The organism is Leptospira wolbachii serovar Codice str. CDC (assembly GCF_000332515.2).
Taxonomy (GTDB): Bacteria; Spirochaetota; Leptospiria; order Leptospirales; family Leptospiraceae; genus Leptospira_A; species Leptospira_A wolbachii.
This window is the reverse complement of record NZ_AOGZ02000013.1, coordinates 21,718-43,103: the sequence shown is the minus strand read 5'-3', so window position 1 is coordinate 43,103 and position 21,386 is coordinate 21,718. Positions and strand designations below refer to the sequence as shown.

Below are 21,386 nucleotides of genomic sequence, written 5' to 3'. Positions count from 1 at the left end.
ATTTCCTACTTGTGATTTTCTATAAATTTTTTAATTTGCGGTTTTGGTAAAGCTCCAATTGCTTTATCCACTAAAACTCCGTCTTTATAGAGAAGAAGGGTAGGGATAGATTGGATTCCCAATTCCTGCGCCGTCTTCTGATTGAAATCAACGTTTAGCTTTGTAATTTTGATATCAGCCATTTCTTGTGATAGTTCATCGAGAACCGGAGCTACCATTCGACAAGGTCCGCACCATTCCGCCCAACAATCCACTAAAACAACGCCTTTAGCAGTCTCTGCTTTGAAATTGGCGTCAGTGATTTCCGTTAGTGCCATATTTCGAAATCTCCTTTTGAAAAGTATTGCCCTTTCTATAAACTAGACTGGGGATTCTAGGGAAAAACGTCGATTATTGTTTCTTTTTTTTCTTTTTATCGTCGGATTCGAGGTCGGCGATCTTTTGTTGGAAGGACTCAATGAGAGTTTTGGTTTTTTCCAAATCCTCATTTTCGCCTGTAATTTGGAATATCTTACGGTTCATCTCCAACATTTCTACAGAATGTTTCAAATCTGTGGAATCTTGTGTAGACATTTCAAATTTTGTCCTATAATCCTGTGCTGCTTGGTTAGCAAGTTCTATGACAAGATTGAAGTGTTCTTTGCGAATGTAGTAATAAGGATTTTCCAAATCCTGCTCTCTTTCGTAAGCGATAAAATCAAAAAGATTTTTGGTACAAGCGGCAATTCGAAAATTGATGTCTGGCCAAGACCATTTCCACTTAGAGTTGGTTCCAAAAGCCGTTATGGTTTTTTTCATCGCTTGCAGTAGACCTTTGATTAGGTTCAGTCTCTGTGTGGGTGTGAATCTTTCGATTTTTGCTAGAAGTTCTTTGTTTTCCGAAAGGGAACCATCCACGTTGTTTCCTACCGTTTTTTCGATGTAGGAAATAGTGTTATAAATTTCCTTTCTTGCTGTTTCTAAGTAATTGTTATTATTGATTTCTAAGATGGCTGTAGAAAGTTCATTGATCACAATACAGGTGTTAATTGTTTTGATGGAGTTGATGGCAAGAGATAGATTAAAATAAGGTTCCATATCCTTGCTTTTTTTAGCTTGGACTTTGTAGATATTGGCTTCTTTTTTCAGCTCTTCTAGGTAGTTTTTGAAATCTACCAGTTTGTCGTTGAAGTCAGCTTTTTTTTCCTTTGTGATTGCCATGGTCTGGTATCATTTTCGGCAGAATCGATTCGTTTTGTCCATAAAAAACATCGACCAGGGGGGCATCTTACCGAAACTGGAATAGAATGGAAAATTCTCCCCGAAAACAACGGGACTTACTCGATCTACTCGACACCTACAAATACATGAACCAGGCGATTTTCTGGGATTTTTTGGATTTGGATGGTCGTTGGGACTTTGCGAACGGTTGGTTGCATTTGAACCATCCGGAGGACGAGTGGAGGGTGAGGGCTTCGGAACAATTCCCCCCCATCCGTCCAGAAGGCGCTGACCACTAGAATCCAGTTGGACTTCTAAAGGTCAGATGTCGGATTTCCAAGACCAAAACTTCGGTCCTGGAAATAATCTCATTAATACGTAATTTTTAAATCAGAAATATCGATGAACTTTCTAAAAAGAAGGCTGTTGGTTGGTTTCTTTGTATCAAACACAAGGATGGCCACTTTATTAAAAGTTAAAAAGTTTGGTCGGTATTGTGTGTAGTGGTGGCTTGTGATTGCCGCACGATACTTGTTATTGTAAATCGTGTAGGTATGTTTGGGAAGAGTTTCATGTACTTGGCGTTTTCTCTCATCCTCAGTTTGTGCTACGTAGTTATAAACAACTTGTTTGTCTTTTGTAGGACCAGTTTCACCAAACAGCGTAAAGGGGAGTGCCTTCGCATTGTTTTTACATAGGTAATCAACTACCTCAGTGAATGTAGGCTCTGGCATTTCTGCTTCAAAACCGGCATAGTGGCGTTTTTCTACTTCTGCTTTTTTCTTTGCATAAGTTTCTTCGCCCCAGATTTCTTTGGCAGTGACTGGAGTTGGCATTACATTAGAAAAGTATAAAGTTCTTTCGTCTTTTTCTGGATCAGCCTTTCTCCAAGCAGGATAGGGAATGAGTCTTCTTTCGTCTGGATTACTTCGGTCGCCTTCGAATCCCGCAAGAACGTAAATAGCATACTCGTTATTTTCTGGAACTCTAGACTCCAACTCTACTTGGACATCCAAAAATTCGCCTTTTCCTGTATCAGCATGTCGTCTAACAAAGCTTACACCTTTTAGGCGTATCCTTGCATCGTACATTGAGAGTGGATACAAGTCTCGGTTGTCCTTAGAAGAGGCAACAGTCCCCGGAGTCCCTTGGGTATTCCCTGATTCTTGTGCGAATAGGGCACAAGTGAGTAGGGTGAATGAAATGGCGAATATTGTTTTGTTCATGTTCCGACTACCAATTTGGTTTATACAGTTAGTATCGAAGAAATGGCCTAGAAAAATTAGGGAAATTAGGCTTTTTTCGGGCGATTGTTCTCGTCTACGAAGACTACCTTGGGTTTGTAATCTGTGGGAAGCTCTTTTTCTGCCACTTGACCGTAGGTGATGATGATGACTTTGTCCCCTTTCATCCCGAGTCTTGCCGCGGCCCCATTCAAACAGATGGTTCCCGAACCCCGTTCTCCCACAATTAGATAGGTTTCGAACCGAGCTCCGTTATTGACGTTCACCACACTCACTTGTTCATAGGGTTTCATTCCGGCCAGGTCCATTAGGTCTTGGTCAACGGTGAGACTACCTTCGTAGTGGAGTTCCGCCTCGGTGACGACGGCTCTATGGATTTTGCCTTTGCAAACAGTGATGATCATTCTGACCTCTCAAATAAAACTCTAAACATTTTGCCTGATAGATTCAAAAGGCTTTTTTGGACGAGAACATGGATTTTCGTATTGATCCTTTCCACAGAAAAAGGAATGGCATCGAAGAGGGGGGTGACTACGTAGTTTTCGTAAAGGTTGGGGTAGTGGCGATTTTCATCCACAACTCGGCCTCGGAAAGCTTCCACAACTTTCATCATCACCCGTTTGTCTTCCCTAGACAGAATGAGCCCGTCCATTGGTTTTAAGAATCGTAATGTAAACCCTTGGATTCCATTTCCCTCTATTTTGGGAATGGCATCGATATGGCCTTTCTCTTTTAGAAATAAAAGGGCTTCGTTCAGTTTGACGGGGTAAGGGGAGTCTTCTAAGTGGATATAGTCTCCTCTTGTGATCATCTCCGCATGTTTTTGGAAATGAACACCATCCGAATAGTAGAGAAGCTTCGCCAAATCCAGGCGGGCTCTACCATTGGGTGATTTTTCGAGGATCCAAAGGATCGCATGACAAAGTTTCTCCATCGAAAAGGACTTCCTTCTTACCTGTTTCCTTCGATTGTTCCGTACTTAAGATACGTGAAATTCCAGGAAAATTCCAGGAAAAATCGAAGGGAATCCATGCTCTTTTTAGAACACAGTCCATGTTTAACAGGGGGCATAGGTGCGAAAGCGGAAAATCTTTTGGTTTCTCCAAGTCTTCTCTCTTCTTTGGGAGTGGAGCTTGTCACTCTGCAAAGAGGAGGGGACTTTACCGCCCATGAACCCGGCCAAATTGTGGGATACCTGCATATTGATTTGAAAAAAAGGGATCTAAGTCTTGGGGATTTTTTACGTAACTTAAACCAAAGTTTGGTGAAAGCCGTCCAGGAGACTTGGGGAGTACCGGTGGAAGAAAATCCAAAAGCCCCGGGCTTATATACCGTGGAGGAGCCGAAACAAAAACTTATCTCGGAAGGAATTTACGCCAAGTCCTACTTTACTAGTTTTGGATTTGCGTTGAACGCAGTGAATGATCTGAAAACATTCTCTCTCATCAATCCTTGTGGTGCGAGGTCGGAGGACATGACTTCTCTTCTTCGGTTAGGAAAGCCTGAGGATTTCCCGAAGAAACGGCTTGAGTTTGTAATGAGTTTCGCCAATACATTTCTAGACTTACTTCCATAATTTCCTTTGTATTTTCCTCTGTAAATCCATCCAATCGGCCGAAAGGTATAAGGGGGATCTATGAAATATTCACGTTTTTTTCTATCCTTTATTCTTTTCTTTTTCCTCTGTGAGACCTTGGCCCTAAGTGCTGTGGTTTGGACTTTTTATGAATCTTTACAAAATGCGTTAACCCAAGAGCAGTTTGTTTCTGACCATAGAGCTCGGGATTTGACACTGGCACTGGCTAAAAGTTCGGAACAAAGACTACAGAACGAAGGTTATGTGGAATTAGAAAAGATGTTTCATCGTTATGTGGAACAATCCAAAAATGATCCCGAAGAGTTTTACATCAAAAAGATCAGTTTGTATTCTGTAGATGCCACCCTTCTTGTTTCTACAGATACCATTTACACACCGGATGAATTGAAAAATCGAAAACCGGATGAGACACTCCTCCATTCGACTTTCTTTAAAAAAGGAATTCGGATGAAAAAATGGGAATGGTCAGAGGCGGAAAATGGAGAAAATCCCATCCTTAATTCCAAACGGGATCCCAAAGTTCGTTCTGGTTTTGAATGGGTCGTTTCTTATTTGCCATTAGCAAAGTCCAACACAGTAAGACTGACTTCACCACTTTACAAACCAGGAACACTGGATGTTACGGGTCTTGTGATTTTGGTTTATGAAAGAGGGAACTTAGGGTTACTTTTTGAAAACCAATGGAAACTTGTGGAATGGATGGTTTTTAATTATATATTATTTGCTTTTGTTGTGAGTTTGATTTTGACTGGGGCTTTTGTTGCCTACACCATGTTAGTTGCTAGGGACTCTAGTATTACTCCAAAAGAATCTACGGGATTGCCCCTCTTTGAGAAAAAAACGGTAGAGACTTTGGAAACAAAAGAGAGTCAAGTAGAGCCGATTGTTGACCTAACAGCAGAACCAAACGGGGAAACCGTTGTGACCGCCGGGACGACGAGTGAAGTGGAAATTCTATCAGAAGGCCCGCTTGTCTCTACTATATCTTCTGATTCTCACCAAACACCGATCCGTGATGCGATCTTTTTAGGATAGAATATGGAACCCAAAGATAAAGTTTTTTCAATTCAACTAAAAGGTGGTTTGGATGGAACCAGTGCTGAGGATTTCTACCGTTACTTTGAATCCCAAGTAGGCAAAGGGTATCGGAAGTTTTTATTTCAGTTTGGTGCCTTGGATTTTATCACATCGAATGGAATCAGTATCCTTGTTAAAATCCATAAACAGATCACAAAGATGGGTGCGGTGTATGCCATTTATGGAGTGAAACAAGAAGTGGAAGATGTTTTGAGTCTTGTTGGACTTTTTGATCGTCTTCCCATCTTTCGAAGCCATAGCCAAGCAGAATCCTTTCTTTTGCAAATGGATCCAAAACATTCAGTGGCTTCAGATACAAAACCTTCGCCTGTAGAGTCCACTGCATCCGCAACTGCCGCAAACGAAAACAGAATCCGTTTTTATTTTACGGGAAAATCTAAGGACAGGGATTCTTCCTATAGTTCGAAAGAACCCATTTCGCAACTGGAATCCATTTCCGATGGGGATGAAATAGAACAGACGCCAACGGTAAAAACCAGCTCTTCTCCGATGGAAACGGTTTTGGAAGAAAAACTGAATAGCCTTCGTTTGGAAATCAAAGAGACTCTGAACCATGAATTGGAAAGAAGATTTGCCGTTTATAAAACCTCTCCCGAATCAGAAGAAAAACGTGTCACCATTCCCAGTTACATCCAGTCCAAAACCAAACAATTAGAAGCGATCGAAAGAATCATCCAATGTGAAGTTTGTGGGACAAGGCTACGGCTTCACAAATTTGGCAAACATGAATGCCCGGGTTGTTCCACTCAGTTTGAAATGAGTCCAAATGGTTCTGTACGTTTTCTTGAAAAATTGAATCCCATCTAAAGTCTGGTCTTATGACAAAACAAGCCAAGGGAAGTGAGTCAAGCACCAGGCGTTCACTTGCCCTTTCTTTTTATACCTTTTTATCTAGAATTTTAGGCCTCATTCGTGATCATTTTATGGCTGTTAGTTTTGGAACAGGGATGGTTGCCTCCGCCTTCAGTGTCGCTTACCGCCTTCCCAATATGTTTCGTAACCTACTGGCAGAAGGAACCTTAAGCCAATCCTTTATGCCTATTTTTTCCGAATACGAAAAGATGGGAGTAGAGGAAGCGCGGGTGATGTCAGGAACCGTCCTTAGCTTTTTATTTCTTTGTTTGTCTCTCTTTGTGGCTCTCTTTTGGTTTTTTGCTTCCGGGTTTTTACCGGCTCTTGTGGGAGGATCTCCTGAATACGGAGCACTAGTCGTTGAACTTTCGCTAGTTTTATTTTTTCTGATTATGACAGCAAGTTTGTCTTCGATTTTTATGTCGATCTCCAACTCCCATCACAATTATTTTGTTCCTTCTCTTTCTCCTATCATCCTTAACTTCAGTTATTTGATCGTATTTATTTTTGTTTTTCCATTTTACCATGAGATCCGAGACAAAGTATTTGTATTGGCTTATGGTATTGTTACGGGAGGAGTTTTGCAACTTCTTGTACAAGCGTGGTATGTTTATAAAAATGGGTATGGTCCCATATTCCGTTTGAACTTTCGTCATCCGGCCATTCGCAAAATCTTTAAACTCATGTTACCGGCGGCTCTCGGGGGAAGTTTTTATCAAATTGGACTTCTTGTGGACATCTTTCTTGCTAACTACATCCAAAACCAAAACCCAGGGCTCGGGGCTGTAGTAAGTTTGGATTATTCCCAAAGGCTTGTCCAACTTCCGACAGGAATCATCGGAGTGGCACTTGCGACGACTATCCTTCCTTCTCTTTTGAAAGACCTTCGGGAAGGACGCGAAGAAAATGTGCCAAAAGAAATTGCGGATGTTTTGTCCTTTGCTTTCTTTTTGACTTTACCAGCAAGCATTGGTTTGGCGGTTCTTGGGGAAACGGTTCTGGATTCCATTTATTACGGAGGGCGTTGGGACCATCTGGCTACGCTTACAGCTCTTTATCCTTTGGTGTTTTATTCTTTTGCCATTCCGTTTTATAGCATCAATAAAGTTCTGGTTTCTTCTTATTATGCATTTTCGGATACAAAAACCCCTCTGCGAATCCAACTGATTTCTTTTTTCTTAAGTGTAGTTGTGAGTATTGGCTTAATGTATTTTTTAAAACACTCGGCCATTGCTTTGGCCTCGGCCCTCAGTGCTTCTGTGACTTCTTCACTTCTGCTGTTTTATTTAAAATCGCACCAAGTGAAAATTCCCTTCCTTACTGTTTGGTTGCGGATTTTGAAAATGGTGCCAGCTCTCTTTGGGCTCCTCTTTTGGCTTGTTTTGTCGGAGTGGGTAGGAAAACCCATTTTAGTCTCTTACCTTTCTGAAGGTTGGGATCTTGGTTTTGCGAATGTAAGTCGGATTTGTCTCGTTGTATCCATCCTTCCTGCAGTAGTCATTTACTTTGCCGTGGCAAGCCTAACGAGACTTCCGGAATCGGAAATCATTTTAGGGAGGTTCCTTCGCAAGTTTCGAAAATAATTTTATAAAATTTCGTCCACCAATCGCATGTTCACTGGTGTGTAGACGGTGTGGTATAGTAGTTCTTCCGTGAAGGAAGAACTATCTGATTCAATAAAAAAAATGCCTATGCATGTTCGTTCCAAACAAACAGCGCTAGACCTTTCTTTACTTTACACGGAGAACCAAACCGATTAAATTTTGGTTTTTCTTTATTTCGGTGAAAGTTTAGAGACTACTCCTTCGCAGCGCCCACAAAGTTTTCCTTCTGTTTCCGAAACATGGCGCCAGCAGCGTGGGCATTCATGGTGGCGAGGTTTACGGATTTGGATGGAATCCTTTTCTCCTTTCCATTCCGAGAAAACTTCACCGATTTCATTTTTACCTTGTGATACTTCTGATACCACAAAGAAGAGACTTAAATCATCTTTAGAAAACTTTGTGTCTTTCAAAGTTTCACCGGAGATTAGAACTTCTGCTTCCAAAGACTTTCCGAGTTTTCCTAGTTTCCTTGCTTCTTCTAAGGCTTTTTGTACCAGTTCTTTGGTTTGAAACACAGGTGCGAATTTGGTTTCTAAATCGGCATCTAGCCAAGAGGTTAGGTCAGAAAAATCAGAATAGAAAACAGAGTCTTTGGCACCAAATTCATTCCATACTTCTTCCGTTGTGAAAGATAAGATAGGTGCTAAGATTTTCGTTAGAGTTTCTAAAATTAACGCCAGTGTATATTCAGAAGACTTTCTTGTTTTGGATTGTTTGGAATCACAATACATTCTGTCCCGAATGATTTCAAAATAATCCTGAGAAAGATCCACTGTACAAAATACCAAAACACGATGATACACTTGGTGGAAGTGGTAGTTCTCAAAGAGTTTTTTGACATCCTCATTGAGTTTTGCTAACTTATGCAGATAGTATCTATCGATTTCTTCTAAATCATCTTTTTTTAGATTCCAAGTAAGGGTTTCTGCTTTGGTATTTCCTAAAAGATACCGGAATGTGTTTCGAATTTTGCGATAGGCTTCAGCCACCGTTTTGATGGAGTCTTTTCCTATTTTGACATCATCTCGGAAGTCTTGTGTCGAAACCCAAAGTCTTAGGATATCAGCCCCGTATTGGTTGATGATGTCCGTTGTGGGATTGATCACGTTGCCCAGGGATTTGGACATGGCATGTCCTTTTTCATCTAACACATAACCGTGAGTAAGAACCGATTTATAGGGTGGTTTTTTTCGGATCGCCATTGATGGCCAAAGAGAAGATTGGAACCAACCTCTATGTTGGTCAGAACCTTCCAGATACAAATCGGCAGGTTCGCGGTCGAGAGAGTCACCAAACACAGCAAAGCTGGAAACTCCGGAGTCAAACCAAACATCCAAAATATCTTTGTCTTGTTTTAGATCTTCCGACCCGCATTTAGAACATTTGCTTCCTTCAGGAAGTAAGTCTTTGGCTTCTCTTTCATACCAAACTTCGATTCCTTCTTTTTTGACAATTTGGATGAAATGTTGGATGGTTTTGTCATCTAAATGGGTGAACCCACAGGACTTACAAGTAAATGAGGGAATCGGAACTCCCCAATTCCTTTGTCTCGACAAACACCAGTCAGGTCTAGATTCCACCATCGAACGGATCCGAGTGATCCCCCAATCAGGAATCCATTGGACTTTGTCAATGGCCTTCAGTGAATCTTCACGAAGTCCTGCATGGTCGATGGAAAAAAACCATTGTGGAGTGGCTCTGAAGATGAGAGGTTTTTTACTCCTCCAACTATGAGGATAGGAGTGAGTGAATTCGGAGTAGTGGACGAGAGCATTTTTTTCCCGGAGGAGATCCACGATTTTAGGATTGGCATCCCAGATTTTGATTCCCTTCATCATTTCAAATTCGTCCGTATAACGGCCGTAATCATCAACTGGGGATAGTGGAGGAAGGCCGGCAGCAGTTCCCACACGATAGTCGTCTGTTCCGTGTCCTGGGGCTGTGTGGACACAACCTGTTCCCGCATCCAGTGTGACATGGTTTCCAAATAGTGGAATAGAATCTCTTTCGATAAACGGATGTAAGAAGGTCATCTTTCCCAGATCTTCACTCGTTAAAGAATGAATCTTTGTGAGTGTGATTCCTGTTTTTTGTTCTACAGCTTCTTTTAATCCATCAGCAAGGATAAGCCTTCCATGGGTATCGGATTGGAAAAGTGAGTAGTCCAAATCTTGATTAAAACAAATGGCAAGGTTTGCAGGAAGTGTCCAAGGAGTGGTCGTCCAAATGAGGCAATAGGTATCTTTTTCGCCTTTGACTGCAAATTTTACATAGATGGAAGGCGAGACATGGTTTTGGTATTCGATCTCTGCTTCCGCGTGAGCCGTCGCTAGATCAATACACCAATACACAGGTTTTTTTCCTTTGTAGATATATCCTTTTTCGAATAGAGATCCAAAAACTTCCACAATCCTTGCTTCAAATTCTGGAGCCATAGTGAGATACTTGCGATCTTCTTCCCAAAAACATAAAAAGCGACTTAAGTCATCACCTTGTTTGCCTACAAATTCTGTAGCATACTCTCTGCATTTTTTTCTAAGATCACTCGGACTTGTGTTTCTTGCTTCTTTGCCAAGGTTCTTTAACACCTGTACTTCGATAGGAAGGCCATGACAATCCCATCCAGGAATCATGTCGGCGTGAAAGCCCGCAAGTGATTTGGATTTAACAATGATATCTTTTAAAATTTTATTGAGAGAGTGGCCTACATGGAAATTACCATTGGCATAAGGAGGCCCATCGTGTAATACAAACGAAGGTTTGGATTTACGAATCTCCTTCATGGTTTGGAAGACTTTTTTCTCTTTCCAAATCTTAATTTGACCAGGCTCACGATTTGCCAAGTCGGCTTTCATGGGGAAGGAGGTCTCTGGGAGGAGAACCGTTTTAGAATAAGGATTTTCCGTTTCTGGTTTGGCCATATTAAGACCAATTTTTGGGGTCTAGGCCAAAGAGAAAACGGAAAAAAAATATTCCTTAGTTCTTAGAGTTTGACGCGAACCTTGGGGAGTTCGTCTCGAAGCCTTGCCACATCAGATTTTTCGAGTAGGGTCTTTTGTAAAACGAGATGTTTGAGGGAGTTTAATTTGGAGAGGTTTTTCGGGAGAGTTTTGTATTCCCGCATGAGTGTGAGGTCAAGGATCTCTAAATTCGGAAGGCTTGCAATCACCTCAACATCAGCCTCTGTTAGTTGGACTTTCGTTTCGTCAAGAGCCAATGTTTTTAATTTTTGCAAACGACTGATCACCGGTGGAATTTCATTCAGTTCCGTTCTACCTAGAAGTAGAATTTCTAAGTTTTCTAAATTCCCAATTTCTTCCGGTAAGGTTTTGATAGGGTTTCCGAAGAGATTTAAAATTTTTAATTGTTTGAGGTTACCGATTTCTTTAGGAAGTTCCTTTAGGGAATCGTATTGGAGGGTGAGTTCCTCTACCTTGGTTAAGTTCCCGATGGAAGTAGGAAGAACTCCCACTTCTTTGTTGGAAAGGTTTAGAACTCGATCTTCTTTATGGTTCTCGAACCATTCCTCTGCATTGACAACATCCTTACTGCATTGTAAAAATAAGGAAGTTAGAAAAAAAATCGCAAGTGTGGTATTTACAAAAGACTTCATACAACCAACTTTATCATTTCAAATATTTATTATAGCCAAATTCTAATTCTCGAATGATAAACTGGATGTAATCCATTTGGTCACGATCAGATTTATAGATACTGGCTTCCTTTCTGTAATATTCCGCCAGTTGGGTTCGAAATAAAATCGTACGAAAATCGGCTTTGGATAGGATGAGTTCTTTTGGCCTATTTTTTAATTGAATGGCTTCAGGAATTTTCATCACTACAGAGATTTGTAAGATGGCATGTTCAATCTCTGCTACAATTTTATTAGATTCTTTTTTTTGATCGATCGGAGAAAGTTGGACTTTGATATCCTCGACACAATCTTCGATATGGTTTCGTAATCTTTTGAAATCATAAACCTTTTCGGCAATGCTGTTGAATTTTTTTGGATAAATAAATCCCTCTGCCACCTTGGCAATGTTTAGTGACCTATTTTCTTTCGGAGTGGATTGTGTTTGTTTTTCCGGAGTTGGTTTCTGTTTTCCATCAGAGCGATAAAGATATCCCAGGGTAAGGCCGACTAAAAAACTTAAGAAAAAGCCACTGGCGATGTATTCCAACGATCCGAGTAAAAGGGATACTACAGTTGTAATCGATGCTAATGCTAAGAAAGTAAAAACACCTATGGGGACATGGAATTTTTCTTGGAGAGCCGAAAAAGAAAGCCTTGGTTCATGCGATAAGGTTTGGTTTGTAATTGTTTCTTCTTCTAGTTCTTTTTCTGGAATATCTTCTTGGTCTATATTTTGATCCGATCTGTTTTTTAGAATCACTCGGATTTGGTCTAGGATGGGAAGTTCGTTTCTATAGTTAGAATCTGTTTTTGCTAGTGTTAAGGTATTGGCTTCTACTTTAGAAAGTTTTTTCTGATCTAAACAAAATAGAATATGGAAGTTGTCCTCTTTCATTTCCAAACAACCATAAATTTCCGAAAGGGAATTTACGATTCTTGAGATAACTTTTGAGGTTTCTAATTCATTTCTGAGTCCGAGTGTCTTCACTTCGGCATTTAAGTCAAGTTTTGTGAGCGTGAGTGTGTTTGCCGTATTGTCTTCGATTTTTGTGCCAAGGAGTTTGATAAGCGAAGTGACGGCTTCCTCTGCATCTTCTTTTTTTTGTTCTTTCAGACGTTTGCTTAGTTTATCTAAAATGAGAAGACTCTCTCTGACAGAGTTTCCTACTCTTTTCCCCTCATCATTAGTGATCTTATCAAAGGGAAATTCTTGTAGGAGGTTTGTGATTCCTGGTATAAAACTAACGCCTGTTTTTAGAAGATCTTCTGATCGTTTTGGAAGAGTAGTTTCTAGTTCACTCAGCTTTTCTAAAAACCCAGTGTATTTATTTTCAGACGCATAACGTTTAAGATAAGGAAAGGCAAAGGTCCTAAGGCCATCGAGTTGTACGGCAAGGTGCCGCGCATATTCTGGATTATACGAACCATTAGGTAAAATGAGATGATAACCAGGAATGATTTCTACAAGTTTTGCTGTTTCTTTTCCTCTCGATATTACATCCAATACAAAATCTTTCATGGGAATGTAGCCAAAAGACTCCATCGTTTTACGAACCATCACTTCTAATTCGCTTTCATAACTGAGTTTGGTTGGGAAAAAATAAGTATTTCCTTTTTGGTCGGAGCGAACGAGGCCTGATCCTGGATTTTCTTCTTCTAGAAGTAATTCCCGATTGGCCCTGTTTTTTAATAGTTGGTCAATCAAATCGACACTATATTTAAAACAAGCTCTACGAAAGGGAACAATATCCGTCTTTTCCCTGTTTTGTGGTGCGATCATGCTGATTCGCATTATTAGTTTTTGGTCAACCTGTAACAAAAAGGGATAAAAATAAACGACAGGTTCTTTGTTGTGTTCGGTAAGTCCCGCAAGTTCTTTAAAGGCCTCCGCAATGGCAACTCCCGATTTATGGACTTCGGTGAGTTGGACTTGTTTTGCAAGTAATTCAGGAATGGAATCTACTGTTAAAAGGAGAGATGGGGTAATTTCGGCACTGCCATGCATTTCCAATCTTCTATGACGCACACGAAGTTCTTCCAAAATTGCTTGTGATGTCATGGAGTAACTTGCAATATTTTTAGGTAATGATATGAAAAATGAAGGATCCGTCGTTTCGCCAGTAAGTGGTGTTTCTGAATCTGTGGGTTCCGGGAATTGTTCCAAAATATACCTTCTGTAAACAAGTATCAAAAACTATTTTTGACAAATCAAGAGAGAAAGTTTGGTTCTCGGGGAGGCCTTTTGAGTCTTTTTTCAGCTTCTTTTGCGCCGAGAATTTTTGCCCAGGTCTTGGTGAACGAATCCTTCCTTTGTATAAGTACTTATATAAGGTCTCTCGAATGCAAATTAAATCTACAAAGTTCGGAAGTGATTAAAATAATTTAAAAAACATATTCGAATTATTTATTGATTAGACTTCTATCCCTTTATTTCGTCTATAAACCTATGGATATTAGATTGGCAACAGTTCTATTGGAACGCCAAAAGAAAGTTGATACATTTTTTCTTTGGGCAATTTTGGCCCATACCCCCCTTGTTTTTTTTCTCTCTTTAGGATACGGAGCGACTACAGTGGTCACCTTATCGGCAGTTTTGCTTTCCTTTGTTTCGTTTGTATTTTATCGTTTGGGACGAGGTACTTTTTTCCTAAGAGCTTGGAATGGAGCTGCCCTCATGATGTTCAGTGCCCTTTTGATTCAGGCACAATTTGGTCGGATCGAAATGCACTTTCATGTATTCAGTGCTCTTGCCATTCTATTTGTCTATGAAGATTGGAGAGTTTTACTCGTAGCAGCATTAACGATCGCCATACACCACTTAGTTGGAAATTACATTCAAGAATTTGGTACGGTCATTTTTGGGACCAAAGTGATGGTTTACAGTTATGGAACTGGCCTAGAGATTGTTTTTACTCATGCTTTGTTCGTTGTTTTTGAAACTGGAATTCTAATTTATTTTTCCATACGTTCCTTTTTAGAACTCAAGAAACAAATCGAAGTACAATCCAATTTAGAAACAGTGATTGCGGGTGTTACAGCTGCAATGAATGAAGTATCTTCTGGAACGAATACTTTTGTGGAAAATTCCAGTTTAATCTCTCAAAAAGTGCATGAATTTGAAAGTTCTTTTCAAACCCAATCTTCTTCTATTGAAGCAATTTCGGCAGCAACCGAGGAGACTGCGGCTTCTAGCCAGCTGATTTTGGAAGGATCCAACAGGCAAATCAAAGAAGTGAGAACCGTAGAGGAATTGAATCGAAATTTATTTAGTTTAAACGAAGGTTTTGTTACTTCCCTGGAAGTAATGCGCTCGAAAATTCAAGAGTCTGCAGATAGTGTCAAAAAAACCGAGACAGAATTTTCTGGATTGTACCAGTCCATGGAAGTGGCAGTAGATGATTCCGAAAAAATGGAAGAAATTTTGGAACTAATTTCTGATATCGCAGAAAAGGTCAACTTACTATCGTTAAATGCATCTATCGAAGCAGCCCGGGCAGGAGATGCAGGTCGCGGATTTGCCGTAGTAGCCTCTGAGATCTCGAAACTTGCAGACTCTACAGCTGAAGCGACTAAAAACATATCTTCTATATCAGGAAAGATCAAATCAGCAATCCAAATCAGTTTCAAACAATCCAATCAAATCAACCAAACAGTGCAAAGTTTTGTTAAATCCATTCTTTCATCAGAAGAAGGGATGAGGGAACTCACAGTAAAAATTACAGGAACTCTTTCTGCTTTTGAACAACAAGAAGAAGCTCTTCAAACCTTAGATCAAATTGCCCAAGAGATGCAACTTTCTAGTAAGGAACAATCGACAAGTATGGAAGAAATTTCAGCTTCGGTTTTGGATTTGAATGTGAAAACCCAAACCAACTTAGGAACGAGTTCCAAGATGATTGCCCTCATTGAAAAAGGAAATGTAATTTTCAATGGTTTGAAGGGATCTTTCGAAACCTTGGCTGCTGCCATTGAACATGACAAATCGTAGAATCATATTCAGAAACTTTGGACTTTTTTTCCTCGGGTTTTCGTTACTATTCATTCTTAGTTTGGGGATCGGTTACTTTGGCGAGAAGTCTAGATTTGTGGAATGTTCTTTTTGTAAGGAAAGGTTCCCGTTGGAACCAAAAGGAACTTGGATTTGGATCTATCCTGGACTTGTGGGTTGTGGAAAAAAATGTCCTTTGGCTTTAGAGGCTTTTCGCCAGTTCCAAGAAAGGTTTCCAGAAATTCCCTCTTCCTTTTATTTTTTAGTTACCGATCCAAGTGAAACTGAAGAGGCGATCCAATCTTATTTGGCATATTACCAGAAGAGTTTGCAAATCCAAGCCCTTCGTCCTAATACAGAAGAAGAAATTAGCTTCTATCGAAAGTTAGGTGCTTATTTGCCTGTCCATCCTTCTCTAAAAAAAAGAGACGAACATGGGACTCAATTTTTTTTAATCCCACCCAATCGCGATTTTATGTACTTAATACCGAAATTGGGAGGAAAAGAATGGATCGAAATCCGAAAGGAAATTGAATCCAAATCCATGGATTGATCTTAATGGATCATGTGGTAAACTTCTTTCATTTCCTCACGTAAAAGTTTCATTTTGTCTGGAACGCCTGGATGGGAGATATCTTCTGGGTTCAGTAGATAATTTTCTGGTCCAAGTTCTTTGATCATCATTTTTGTTTGCCAAGTATTGTCTTGTGGCATGTTGATGTCAGACAAAAATGTATAGTTTCTTTTTAGTTCTGGTTTTACGAAATCCAAAATCGAATTGAAATGGTGGTCGTTGTAAATTTTTCTTCCATCTGCCAAACGAGTGTATCCGCGAACTACGTAATCGATATAAACAACATCACATTCAAAAGCTTCAAATAAATAATTGATGGAGTCCAAGGGGATGATCTCTCCACAAGTGGAAATATCAATGTCTACACGAAAGGAACAAATTCCATCGGGATCGGCGGCATCAGGATAGGTGTGGACTGTGATATGCGATTTGTCTAGGTGCATACTTACCTGAGCCGAAGGGATAGGATTGCCGCCACCTTTGACATCACTCATAAGAACCATAGCAGATGCACCTACAGGATCGTAGTCTTGTGCGGAGACAGAAAGGATATTGGCATCAATTCGTTTGACAATCTCTTTAGAAATTTCTGTAATTTTGCTAGCGTTGTATTTGTCGTGGATATAACTTACGTATCTACCTTTTTGTTCGTCATCCAAAGTGATGCAAAAATCGTAGAGGTTAAAACTCAAAACTTTTGTCAGATTGTTGAAACCGGAAAGTTTGATTTTTTCTTTATCCATTGCTACCTGCTTGTATAAAGAACAGAAATTCGGCTTTTCGGTGAGAGGCAACTGAAATAACGAGAAAGTTTTAGAAAAGTCATGGAAAACAAAATGGAATGGTGGAAACAAACTTCAATTTATCAAATTTACCCTTGGTCCTTTCAGGATTCTAACGGGGATGGGATTGGCGATTTAAAAGGGATTCTTGGGCGTTTGGACCAAATCCAAGATTTGGGTGTGGAAACCATTTGGTTCTCTCCCTTCTACAGAAGCCCAGGCGAAGACTTTGGCTACGATATTTCTGACTATACTGCCATTGATCCTAGGTTTGGAACGATGGAAGACTGTGACAAACTCATAAAAGAAATCCACAAACGAAAGATACGCATAGTTCTAGATATGGTGATGAACCATACTTCAGACCAACATCCTTGGTTTTTGGAATCCAAATCCTCGAAAGAAAATGCCAAAAGAGATTTCTATATTTGGAGAAAGGGAACTAAAAGAACACCGAACAATTGGATCTCCATGGTGGGGACTTCTGGTTGGAATTATGACAAAACAACCGATGAATCTTACTACAGTAATTTTTTATCCTTCCAACCAGATCTGAACTATAGGAATCCCAAAGTCAAAAAAGCAATGTTTGATGTTCTTGATTTTTGGCTTCGTAAGGGAGTGGATGGATTTCGACTCGATATCTTTAATTCGATTTATAAAGATGAGAGTTTTCGAGATAACCCATCGAGTTTACGATACTTCCCCACACCAGATAACCATGATGAGGCGTTCTTTCAAAAAAAACTGTATAACTTGAATTTACCAGAGTCCTTCCAGTTTGCCAAGGAAGTCCGTAAACATATCTCCAAATACAAACAAAAACCATTTCTCATTGGCGAGGTGAGTGGATCTGACAAAGTTTTAAAATCCTTTTTAGGGGAAAAAGCAGACGGGCTGAATCTCGTTTTTCAATTTGAACTCATCCACTTTGATTACGAAGCTAATTTTTTTAAAGAGCTTTTGGAAAAAAATGAAAGAGTATTTCCAGCTCCTTATACTCCGACTTATGTTTTGGGAAACCATGACCAAAGGCGTTATATTGACAGGTTAGGTGGTGATGTTCGTAAAGCAAAAGTTCTTTCGGCATTTCAGTTTTTAGCAAGGGGCATTCCTGTTGTCTATTATGGGGAAGAAATAGCAAGAAAGGAGGGTAAGATTTCTAGTTTTTTTGGAAAGGACCCCATTGCAAAAATGAATCGTTTGGTTCCATTATTTTTATCCAATCTTCTTGGAATTTATATCAACAGAGACAATTGCCGCCTGCCCATGTTATGGGAGATGAGTCAAAACGCTGGATTTTCTAAAGGAAATCCTTGGTTGCCTGTTGGTACATTCCAACCAGAAGATACCGTTCTGCACCAAAAAACAAACAAAGATTCCCTTTGGAACCATTACAAAGCTTTGTTTCATTTAAGAAAAGGATCGGTTGTTTTGAAAGAGGGAAGTGTACGAACCAAATCTTCAACTCACCCAGATGTATTGTGTTTTGAAAGGGTTCTTGGTGATAAAGTTGTGATCGTGTATTTAAACTTTGGGGAAACAGAAACCCAAGAGGTTATTCCCAAGGGAAGTAAGCCATTGTATCAGTTTGGTCGGACCAAAGAACTGGGAGGAGCCCTTCAATTGGGATCCCACTCGGGGGCTGCTTTTTTAACGAAACTAAAGAAGTAAATGTCCGTTTAGGTTTAGAATTTTTAAGATCTTTTGGATCTGTGGGTTTACATTGATGAGTAGGAGTGTAACTCCCTGTTTTTGATAGGCCATTTTTTTGTATAAAAGAAGTCCAAGAACAGCGGAGGATACTTCCTCCACATTGGAAAAATCTAAATAGAGAGAGGAGACTCCTTTTCTGAAGATGTTTGTCATGTCTTTCTCTAGACCTGCGGCAGAGTATACATCCAGCCGATTCGCTTCAATTCGATAACAATTTTCCTCTACTGACTTTGTGACCATAATGTTCCTCACAAAACAATGAACGGTAAAAGGAAAAAATACATTAGGGCAGTGCTTAAAAAAGATTAGAGAATTTTTATAAATTTTCCAACGAATTTTTTTTCTGACCCTAAAGTTTCATTTATGGATGGATATGGGAATTTCTCCTTTTGGATCTAAATTGGAAAGAGTGAGACGACCTCCACTGATTCCATTTAATCGAAATTAGGTCCCAGATAAAATAAAAGATCACACCTGAGTCCAGTTTGGATTGTCCCCAAGTCCGAAGTCCAAAGGTATAACCAACTTCCGCAATCTTTTCTGTTCGAACCGAACCTAAAATTTCAAAAAGAATTTTATAACCTCTTGGATGGAGTTTTCCTTTTGTTTCAAGGTATACAGACTTTCGGATTCCAAAAAAACCACTCATTGGGTCGGATATAGGAACAGGAAATAACCACTCAGAAATTTTTGTGGCAAACTGGCTTGCTAACTTTCGTAAGATGGGGAAATTTCCATAACCACCATCTGGACTTCTTCGTGTCGCAACAACAATATCGTTATCTTTCAGAAGGCGAATGACCTCTGGAATTTTTGTGTAGTCGTGTTGGAAATCAGCATCCACTACTACCAAATTGTCACCCACCGCTTTTCCATAACCATAAGTCACTGCAGAACTTAAACCCCTTTCTGTTGTTCGGATAAAGGGTTTGATTCTTTTGTCATATTCTGCAAGAACTTTGGCAACTTCAAAGGTACCATCAGGGGAATTGTCATCAACGATGACGATTTCAAAGTCCAAGGATTCTTTTTCTAAGATCTTCGAGATTGTTTCCGCACAGTTTTTGATATTACCGGCTTCATTATAAGTTGGGAGTATAATACTTGTTTTATTTTGCATGACTGGTCATTTAACTTTTTATTTTTAAAAAAGCCCCTTTGTTTGATTTTTTATACATAACTCACCACTTTCACAGGAAAGTGCAATTGCCTTGGAACACCCGGCAAACAATTGGTATTGTTTGGTGCAAAGGATTTCACATGCAAACTGGTACATTTTGGGATCTTGTAATTTCTTTTGATCCTCCTTTAAACAGAGACTTGCTTTTCCACAAAGTAGTTTACATTCTGAGGATTGGTCTGATTTAGCTTTTAATCCGAACTTCGAAGAATTGTCTTTGGAAAAATCCCAAAAAGAAACAAGTACTAAAAGAAAAAGAAGGATTCCGTATTTTTTCATTTGTTCTCTCCTCGTCTCCAAACGTTTACTTCTGATTGGAAGGAACGTTTATCCATTTTTAATAGAGATCGTAAGATTTGATTTGAATCTAAGTTTAAGTGTTGTTTCCATTGGAACCAAGAGGAGTCTTTGACCCAATCTTCAGATAACGAGGTCTCTGCGAATGTCACTATGATATCTGCATTGGGGCAAGTATCCCGATAGGTAAGTGGGAGTGCAAACCTCACCTTGGCCTTCATAAGTTTGTTTTGGACGTCCATCGCTGTCCAAGGATTCTCAGCAATGACACAGATTTCCTGTCCTTCCGAATTTATCAGATGTTTGGTGATATCTGGATCGGCCATCGGCCTGATAAAAAACATCATCGTAATGGGAACAAGTAATAGTTGAGGGAAAAATACTCCATAGAACTTCATCTTTTCATTTTGGAATGCTAGGATGGCACTAAGTGATAATACAATTCCCGCTAAAGAAATCGCAAATAATAATGGTAGTCTTAGAGCCACCGCAAGAGCGACGAATAAAAAGTAAACTATGGGAATGGAGTATTGATTATAATTGGAAAGTATTAGTGTTTTCCAATTTACTTTTGTCATAGCAGGCAACAAAAATAGAAATACAATGAATGGAGTTACATAATACGGATCCTTTCTGTTGGGCATTAGGTGAAAGATAGTAACAAGTAATAAAAAAACAAGTAACACCATCGTAAATAAACGGTTTTTGCCATTCGAAGGTTTTTTTATGATAAGCCAGCCAATGTGGAGGAGAGGAATTGTAAATGGGATGGTGTAGAGGAGCCAACCTCCCCAAATTCTTAATCCAGATTGATTGGCAGCATAAAATTTTCCCATATTCTCGGTGATAAAAAAGAACCGTAACAATTCTTTTCCGGAACTAGTAAAAACATACAAATAGGAGATCCAAAGAATAGGAATTAAGAAGGAAAGAGTAAACAATAGAAGCGTTTGTCTTTCTTCTCGAAGAGGGCGGAAGGAAACTTGAAAATGACCTCGCCTGACTCGAACCATTCTGATATAGAGGTAACTAAGTAAAAATAATATTATATAAATATGAAGTATGGGACCTTTGAGTAAGTATCCAAAACCAACAAAGAAACTTCCCCAGGCAACATAGGAGGCACTTTTGGTTTTTTTTGATCGATAGAATAAAAAAACGTAAAGCAGTGTAAAAAACACCATAGCCCCTTCCATCATAAGAAGCCCAAAAAATTTTAAGGATAAAAATGAAAAAGCAAAGGTGAGGGTTGCGAGCCTTGTTTCTTTGACCGACTGACTGATGGATTGGTAGAGTTTATAAAATAAAGTCAAAGTTCCTAGACCAAATAAAAAGGAAACCAATCGTTCTGAAAAATAACTCACTCCAAAAATTTTATCAAAAAACATTCCCATCCAAAAAAGAAGTGGAGGTTTGTATGGATTCGGTAGGCCCGATAAAACAGGAAGGGTATAACTTCCAATATCCAAACTTTCACGAATAGAACGAATGTGCATGATTTCGTCTCCCTGTGGGAAGGCCGCATCGGGAACACCGAGAGTCATCGCGAAAATTGCAGATAGTAAGATAAGAACAGCAAAAAACATGTCGACCCCTTTTATCCATAAACGAAGATACTGA

General features: G+C 39.6%; 21 protein-coding genes. 8 read left to right on the top strand and 13 right to left on the bottom strand.

The genetic code is table 11. The annotated features are described in order from the left end of the window. Positions 1-5: 5 nt before the first annotated feature. Together trxA and LEP1GSC195_RS04275 are read right to left on the bottom strand one after the other, a co-directional pair. Positions 6-317, bottom strand: a complete 312-nt coding sequence (trxA, locus tag LEP1GSC195_RS04280; protein ID WP_002976332.1) for a thioredoxin — start codon at positions 315-317, stop codon at positions 6-8. Between the two features lie 73 nt (positions 318-390). Then, complete coding sequence (locus tag LEP1GSC195_RS04275; RefSeq protein WP_002976345.1) at positions 391-1,200, bottom strand: hypothetical protein; 810 nt, start codon at positions 1,198-1,200, stop codon at positions 391-393. A gap of 86 nt (positions 1,201-1,286) precedes the next feature. Between LEP1GSC195_RS04275 and LEP1GSC195_RS04270 the strand changes: the two genes are divergently transcribed. Further along, complete coding sequence (locus LEP1GSC195_RS04270) at positions 1,287-1,499, top strand: hypothetical protein (protein WP_015680228.1); 213 nt, start codon at positions 1,287-1,289, stop codon at positions 1,497-1,499. Between the two features lie 72 nt (positions 1,500-1,571). On the opposite strand, the gene LEP1GSC195_RS04265 is transcribed toward LEP1GSC195_RS04270, so the two are convergent. The 3 genes from LEP1GSC195_RS04265 to LEP1GSC195_RS04255 all read right to left on the bottom strand — a co-directional run bounded on the left by LEP1GSC195_RS04265 (position 1,572) and on the right by LEP1GSC195_RS04255 (position 3,378). Next, complete coding sequence (locus LEP1GSC195_RS04265; RefSeq protein WP_015680300.1) at positions 1,572-2,426, bottom strand: hypothetical protein; 855 nt, start codon at positions 2,424-2,426, stop codon at positions 1,572-1,574. 65 nt (positions 2,427-2,491) lie between these two features. Beyond that, entirely contained in the window at positions 2,492-2,848 is a 357-nt protein-coding gene (gene panD, locus LEP1GSC195_RS04260; RefSeq protein WP_002975457.1) for an aspartate 1-decarboxylase, read from the bottom strand. After that, positions 2,845-3,378: a type II toxin-antitoxin system antitoxin SocA domain-containing protein gene (locus LEP1GSC195_RS04255; protein WP_015680388.1), complete on the bottom strand. Its 534-nt coding sequence runs from the start codon at positions 3,376-3,378 to the stop codon at positions 2,845-2,847. The genes panD and LEP1GSC195_RS04255 overlap by 4 nt, the downstream gene beginning before the upstream one ends. Between LEP1GSC195_RS04255 and lipB the strand changes: the two genes are divergently transcribed. From lipB to murJ, 4 genes are read left to right on the top strand one after another with little or no spacing between them, the layout of a single operon-like run. Beyond that, positions 3,361-4,020 (top strand): lipoyl(octanoyl) transferase LipB, encoded by a 660-nt coding sequence (gene lipB, locus LEP1GSC195_RS04250; protein WP_040506410.1) that lies wholly within the window; start codon positions 3,361-3,363, stop codon positions 4,018-4,020. The two genes, LEP1GSC195_RS04255 and lipB, sit on opposite strands and share 18 nt — an antisense overlap. 60 nt (positions 4,021-4,080) lie before the next feature. Further along, the gene (locus tag LEP1GSC195_RS04245) at positions 4,081-5,076 is read left to right on the top strand and encodes an LIC_12071 family protein (protein WP_015680472.1); all 996 of its coding nucleotides are present in this window, start codon (positions 4,081-4,083) and stop codon (positions 5,074-5,076) included. 3 nt (positions 5,077-5,079) lie between these two features. After that, positions 5,080-5,946 carry an STAS domain-containing protein gene (locus LEP1GSC195_RS04240; RefSeq protein WP_015680415.1) on the top strand — a complete coding sequence of 289 codons (867 nt, stop codon included), beginning with the start codon at positions 5,080-5,082 and terminating at the stop codon, positions 5,944-5,946. A gap of 11 nt (positions 5,947-5,957) precedes the next feature. After that, complete coding sequence (gene murJ / locus LEP1GSC195_RS04235; RefSeq protein WP_015680352.1) at positions 5,958-7,574, top strand: murein biosynthesis integral membrane protein MurJ; 1,617 nt, start codon at positions 5,958-5,960, stop codon at positions 7,572-7,574. 191 nt (positions 7,575-7,765) lie between these two features. Here murJ and ileS read toward each other — a convergent pair whose 3' ends face one another. The 3 genes from ileS to LEP1GSC195_RS04220 form a co-directional block, all read right to left on the bottom strand. Beyond that, positions 7,766-10,516 carry an isoleucine--tRNA ligase gene (gene ileS, locus LEP1GSC195_RS04230; protein WP_015680441.1) on the bottom strand — a complete coding sequence of 917 codons (2,751 nt, stop codon included), beginning with the start codon at positions 10,514-10,516 and terminating at the stop codon, positions 7,766-7,768. 62 nt (positions 10,517-10,578) lie between these two features. After that, the gene (locus LEP1GSC195_RS04225; protein ID WP_015680365.1) at positions 10,579-11,208 is read right to left on the bottom strand and encodes a leucine-rich repeat domain-containing protein; all 630 of its coding nucleotides are present in this window, start codon (positions 11,206-11,208) and stop codon (positions 10,579-10,581) included. Between the two features lie 13 nt (positions 11,209-11,221). After that, positions 11,222-13,393 (bottom strand): hypothetical protein, encoded by a 2,172-nt coding sequence (locus tag LEP1GSC195_RS04220; RefSeq protein WP_015680447.1) that lies wholly within the window; start codon positions 13,391-13,393, stop codon positions 11,222-11,224. 294 nt (positions 13,394-13,687) lie between these two features. On the opposite strand from LEP1GSC195_RS04220, the gene LEP1GSC195_RS04215 reads away from it, so the two are divergent. Beyond that, on the top strand, positions 13,688-15,217 hold the full coding sequence (locus LEP1GSC195_RS04215) for a methyl-accepting chemotaxis protein (RefSeq protein ID WP_015680253.1): 1,530 nt from the start codon (positions 13,688-13,690) through the stop codon (positions 15,215-15,217). Next, on the top strand, positions 15,204-15,770 hold the full coding sequence (locus LEP1GSC195_RS04210) for a thioredoxin domain-containing protein (RefSeq protein WP_015680339.1): 567 nt from the start codon (positions 15,204-15,206) through the stop codon (positions 15,768-15,770). Before LEP1GSC195_RS04215 ends, LEP1GSC195_RS04210 begins: the two co-directional genes overlap by 14 nt. A gap of 2 nt (positions 15,771-15,772) precedes the next feature. On the opposite strand, the gene speD is transcribed toward LEP1GSC195_RS04210, so the two are convergent. Next, positions 15,773-16,534 carry an adenosylmethionine decarboxylase gene (gene speD, locus LEP1GSC195_RS04205; protein ID WP_015680414.1) on the bottom strand — a complete coding sequence of 254 codons (762 nt, stop codon included), beginning with the start codon at positions 16,532-16,534 and terminating at the stop codon, positions 15,773-15,775. 93 nt (positions 16,535-16,627) lie between these two features. Between speD and LEP1GSC195_RS04200 the strand changes: the two genes are divergently transcribed. Beyond that, on the top strand, positions 16,628-18,247 hold the full coding sequence (locus tag LEP1GSC195_RS04200) for an alpha-glucosidase (protein ID WP_040506408.1): 1,620 nt from the start codon (positions 16,628-16,630) through the stop codon (positions 18,245-18,247). Here LEP1GSC195_RS04200 and LEP1GSC195_RS04195 read toward each other — a convergent pair. From LEP1GSC195_RS04195 to LEP1GSC195_RS04180, 4 genes are all read right to left on the bottom strand, one after another. Next, on the bottom strand, positions 18,236-18,529 hold the full coding sequence (locus LEP1GSC195_RS04195) for an STAS domain-containing protein (protein ID WP_015680492.1): 294 nt from the start codon (positions 18,527-18,529) through the stop codon (positions 18,236-18,238). The genes LEP1GSC195_RS04200 and LEP1GSC195_RS04195 overlap by 12 nt on opposite strands. Positions 18,530-18,650: 121 nt before the next feature. After that, positions 18,651-19,409 (bottom strand): polyprenol monophosphomannose synthase, encoded by a 759-nt coding sequence (locus tag LEP1GSC195_RS04190; RefSeq protein ID WP_015680321.1) that lies wholly within the window; start codon positions 19,407-19,409, stop codon positions 18,651-18,653. 24 nt (positions 19,410-19,433) lie between these two features. After that, positions 19,434-19,748, bottom strand: a complete 315-nt coding sequence (locus LEP1GSC195_RS04185) for a hypothetical protein (RefSeq protein WP_015680475.1) — start codon at positions 19,746-19,748, stop codon at positions 19,434-19,436. Further along, positions 19,745-21,352, bottom strand: a complete 1,608-nt coding sequence (locus LEP1GSC195_RS04180) for an ArnT family glycosyltransferase (protein WP_015680279.1) — start codon at positions 21,350-21,352, stop codon at positions 19,745-19,747. The genes LEP1GSC195_RS04185 and LEP1GSC195_RS04180 overlap by 4 nt, the downstream gene beginning before the upstream one ends. Positions 21,353-21,386 lie beyond the last annotated feature (34 nt).

Bases quoted from the DNA above. Each gene is read 5' to 3' on its own strand.
- trxA (WP_002976332.1), bottom strand. From the start codon at position 317: ATGGCACTAACGGAAATCACTGACGCCAATTTCAAAGCAGAGACTGCT.
- LEP1GSC195_RS04275 (WP_002976345.1), bottom strand. From the start codon at position 1,200: ATGGCAATCACAAAGGAAAAAAAAGCTGACTTCAACGACAAACTGGTA.
- LEP1GSC195_RS04270 (WP_015680228.1), top strand. From the start codon at position 1,287: ATGGAAAATTCTCCCCGAAAACAACGGGACTTACTCGATCTACTCGAC.
- LEP1GSC195_RS04265 (WP_015680300.1), bottom strand. From the start codon at position 2,426: ATGAACAAAACAATATTCGCCATTTCATTCACCCTACTCACTTGTGCC.
- panD (WP_002975457.1), bottom strand. From the start codon at position 2,848: ATGATCATCACTGTTTGCAAAGGCAAAATCCATAGAGCCGTCGTCACC.
- lipB (WP_040506410.1), top strand. From the start codon at position 3,361: ATGACAAAGTTTCTCCATCGAAAAGGACTTCCTTCTTACCTGTTTCCT.
- LEP1GSC195_RS04255 (WP_015680388.1), bottom strand. From the start codon at position 3,378: ATGGAGAAACTTTGTCATGCGATCCTTTGGATCCTCGAAAAATCACCC.
- LEP1GSC195_RS04245 (WP_015680472.1), top strand. From the start codon at position 4,081: ATGAAATATTCACGTTTTTTTCTATCCTTTATTCTTTTCTTTTTCCTC.
- LEP1GSC195_RS04240 (WP_015680415.1), top strand. From the start codon at position 5,080: ATGGAACCCAAAGATAAAGTTTTTTCAATTCAACTAAAAGGTGGTTTG.
- murJ (WP_015680352.1), top strand. From the start codon at position 5,958: ATGACAAAACAAGCCAAGGGAAGTGAGTCAAGCACCAGGCGTTCACTT.
- ileS (WP_015680441.1), bottom strand. From the start codon at position 10,516: ATGGCCAAACCAGAAACGGAAAATCCTTATTCTAAAACGGTTCTCCTC.
- LEP1GSC195_RS04225 (WP_015680365.1), bottom strand. From the start codon at position 11,208: ATGAAGTCTTTTGTAAATACCACACTTGCGATTTTTTTTCTAACTTCC.
- LEP1GSC195_RS04210 (WP_015680339.1), top strand. From the start codon at position 15,204: ATGACAAATCGTAGAATCATATTCAGAAACTTTGGACTTTTTTTCCTC.
- speD (WP_015680414.1), bottom strand. From the start codon at position 16,534: ATGGATAAAGAAAAAATCAAACTTTCCGGTTTCAACAATCTGACAAAA.
- LEP1GSC195_RS04200 (WP_040506408.1), top strand. From the start codon at position 16,628: ATGGAATGGTGGAAACAAACTTCAATTTATCAAATTTACCCTTGGTCC.
- LEP1GSC195_RS04195 (WP_015680492.1), bottom strand. From the start codon at position 18,529: ATGGTCACAAAGTCAGTAGAGGAAAATTGTTATCGAATTGAAGCGAAT.
- LEP1GSC195_RS04190 (WP_015680321.1), bottom strand. From the start codon at position 19,409: ATGCAAAATAAAACAAGTATTATACTCCCAACTTATAATGAAGCCGGT.
- LEP1GSC195_RS04185 (WP_015680475.1), bottom strand. From the start codon at position 19,748: ATGAAAAAATACGGAATCCTTCTTTTTCTTTTAGTACTTGTTTCTTTT.
- LEP1GSC195_RS04180 (WP_015680279.1), bottom strand. From the start codon at position 21,352: ATGTTTTTTGCTGTTCTTATCTTACTATCTGCAATTTTCGCGATGACT.